This is a genomic window from Nostoc sp. FACHB-280 (genome assembly GCF_014697615.1).
GTDB lineage: Bacteria > Cyanobacteriota > Cyanobacteriia > Cyanobacteriales > Nostocaceae > Nostoc_B.
In genome coordinates this window covers 1-3,233 of the sequence record NZ_JACJSD010000113.1, presented here as the reverse complement: position 1 = coordinate 3,233, position 3,233 = coordinate 1, and the positions used below count along the sequence as shown (strand labels likewise).

Below are 3,233 nucleotides of genomic sequence, written 5' to 3'. Positions count from 1 at the left end.
AAGGAAATAGAGTTCAGCACCTAACGCTTGCGAGTGGTTAGAATGCTGGGAGAGAATCCTAGCCAGAACCTTGAAAACTGCATAGAAACGCGAATAAAAGCAGGCAGACACAGACATGAAGATGAAAGTGTTTGCATGGAGAAAGCCAAGTGTATTGATTGTGGTCAAGCGAAAAAGGGCTCATGGTGGATACCTAGGCACACAGAGGCGAAGAAGGACGTGGTTACCGACGAAATACTCCGGGGAGTTGGAAGCAAACATTGAGCCGGAGGTGTCCGAATGGGGAAACCCTATGTACTACCTGTTGAATATATAGACAGGAAAGAGCCAACCCAGCGAACTGAAACATCTTAGTAGCTGGAGGAAAAGAAATCAAAAGAGATTCCCTGTGTAGTGGTGAGCGAAAGGGGAAGAGCCTAAACCAAAGGGTTTACCTTTTGGGGTAGTGGGACAGCAATATCGAATCTAGCGGTTAAATGAAGCAGCTAAATACTGCACCAAAGAAGGTGAAAGTCCTGTAGTTGAAAACTCAAGGATAGAAGCTGAATCCCGAGTAGCATGGGGCACGAGGAATCCCATGTGAATCAGCGAGGACCATCTCGTAAGGCTAAATACTACTGTGTGACCGATAGAGAACAAGTACCGCGAGGGAAAGGTGAAAAGAACCCCGGAAGGGGAGTGAAAAAGAACATGAAACCGTGAGCTTACAAGCAGTGGGAGTCCGATTAAACGGATGACCGCGTGCCTGTTGAAGAATGAGCCGGCGACTTATAGGCACTGGTAGGTTAAAGCGAGAATGCTGGAGCCAAAGGGAAACCGAGTCTGAAAAGGGCGGTAATCAGTGTTTATAGACCCGAACCCTGGTGATCTAACCATGGCCAGGATGAAGCTTGGGTAACACCAAGTGGAGGTCCGCACCGACCGATGTTGAAAAATCGGCGGATGAGCTGTGGTTAGGGGTGAAATGCCAATCGAACCAGGAGCTAGCTGGTTCTCCCCGAAATGTGTTGAGGCGCAGCGGTAACGAATATACCTGGGGGGTAAAGCACTGTTTCGGTGCGGGCTGGGAGACCGGTACCAAATCGAGACAAACTCAGAATACCCAGAGAACACGTTGCCAGTGAGACAGTGGGGGATAAGCTTCATTGTCAAGAGGGAAACAGCCCAGACCACCAGCTAAGGTCCCCAAATCATCACTAAGTGATAAAGGAGGTGAGACTGCATAGACAACTAGGAGGTTTGCCTAGAAGCAGCCACCCTTGAAAGAGTGCGTAATAGCTCACTAGTCAAGCGGTCTTGCGCCGAAAATGAACGGGGCTAAGTGATGTACCGAAGCTGTGGGATTAAGTAAAAATTAATCGGTAGGGGAGCGTTCCGTAGTAGGGAGAAGCAGTAGCGGCGAGCAGCTGTGGACGAAACGGAAGTGAGAATGTCGGCTTGAGTAGCGCAAACATTGGTGAGAATCCAATGCCCCGAAACCCTAAGGGTTCCAGAGCCAGGTTCGTCCGCTCTGGGTGAGTCGGGTCCTAAGGCGAGGTCGAACGGCGTAGTCGATGGACACAGGGTGAAGATTCCCTGACTATGATATGGGAGCATGACAAGGGACGCATAAAAAATAGCTACACCCTAATTGGTTTGGGAGGGGTTTACGAACTCCGAGTAGTGAAAGATAGTGCCAAGAAAAGCTGGTCATGTGATGAACATATCGTACCCGTACCCGAAACCGACACAGGTAGGGAGGTTGAGTAAACTAAGGGGCGCGAGATAACTCTCTCTAAGGAACTCGGCAAAATGGCCCCGTAACTTCGGAAGAAGGGGTGCCCACGAGAGTGGGTCGCAGTGAAGAGATCCAGGCGACTGTTTACCAAAAACACAGGTCTCCGCCAACTCGAAAGAGGAAGTATGGGGGCTGACGCCTGCCCAGTGCCGGAAGGTTAAGGAAGTTGGTTAGTGGCAACATGAAGCTGACGACCGAAGCCCCGGTGAACGGCGGCCGTAACTATAACGGTCCTAAGGTAGCGAAATTCCTTGTCGGGTAAGTTCCGACCCGCACGAAAGGCGTAACGATCTGGATGGTGTCTCAGAGAGAGACTCGGCGAAATAGGAATGTCTGTGAAGATACGGACTGCCTGCACCTGGACAGAAAGACCCTATGAAGCTTTACTGTAGCCTGGAATGGTGTCCGGGCTTCGCTTGCGCAGGATAGGTGGGAAGCGGTGAAGCACTCCTTGTGGGGAGTGTGGAGCTAACGGTGAGATACCACTCTGGCGAAGCTAGGATTCTAACTTACTACCGTGATCCGGTAGAAGGACAGTTTCAGGTGGGCAGTTTGACTGGGGCGGTCGCCTCCTAAAAGGTAACGGAGGCGCGCAAAGGTTCCCTCAGCACGCTTGGAAACCGTGCGGCGAGTGTAAAGGCAAAAAGGGAGCTTGACTGCAAGACCGACAAGTCGAGCAGGTACGAAAGTAGGCCTTAGTGATCCGACGGCGCAGAGTGGAATGGCCGTCGCTCAACGGATAAAAGTTACTCTAGGGATAACAGGCTGATCTCCCCCAAGAGTCCACATCGACGGGGAGGTTTGGCACCTCGATGTCGGCTCATCGCAACCTGGGGCGGAAGTACGTCCCAAGGGTTGGGCTGTTCGCCCATTAAAGCGGTACGTGAGCTGGGTTCAGAACGTCGTGAGACAGTTCGGTCCATATCCGGTGCAGGCGTTAGAACATTGAGAGGAGCCTTCCTTAGTACGAGAGGACCGGGAAGGACGCACCGCTGGTGTACCAGTTATTGTACCAACAGTAGACGCTGGGTAGCCAAGTGCGGAGCGGATAACCGCTGAAAGCATCTAAGTGGGAAGCCCACCTCAAGATGAGTGTTCTCACCACTTTAAGTGGGTAAGGTCACCTGTAGAACACAGGTTCTTAGGCGGTAGGTGGAAGTGCAGTAATGTATGTAGCCGAGCCGTGCTAACAGACCGAGGGCTTGACCTCTACATTTGGTAAATCGCGTTTCTTGCAGTCTTCAGGGTTTTGTGAGTTTGAGATTTTAAATTTTAGATTTTGCTTTGCTCATTCCAATCTAAAATCCCAAATCCCAAATCCAAAATCGACAAGTTTTCCTGGTGCCTATGGCGCGGTGGAACCACACTGATACATCCCGAACTCAGAGGTGAAACGCTGCTGCGGCTACGATAGTTGGAGGGTCGCCTCCTGCCACAATTGCTCGGCGCCAGGTCT

The 3,233-nt window shown here is 51.3% G+C and carries 2 rRNA genes; both read left to right on the top strand.

Annotated features, from left to right (window positions below):
* Window positions 1–162 precede the first annotated feature (162 nt).
* A 23S ribosomal RNA gene (locus tag H6G75_RS32630) occupies window positions 163–2,987 on the top strand.
* 127 nt (window positions 2,988–3,114) lie between these two features.
* A 5S ribosomal RNA gene (rrf, locus tag H6G75_RS32625) occupies window positions 3,115–3,231 on the top strand.
* Window positions 3,232–3,233 lie beyond the last annotated feature (2 nt).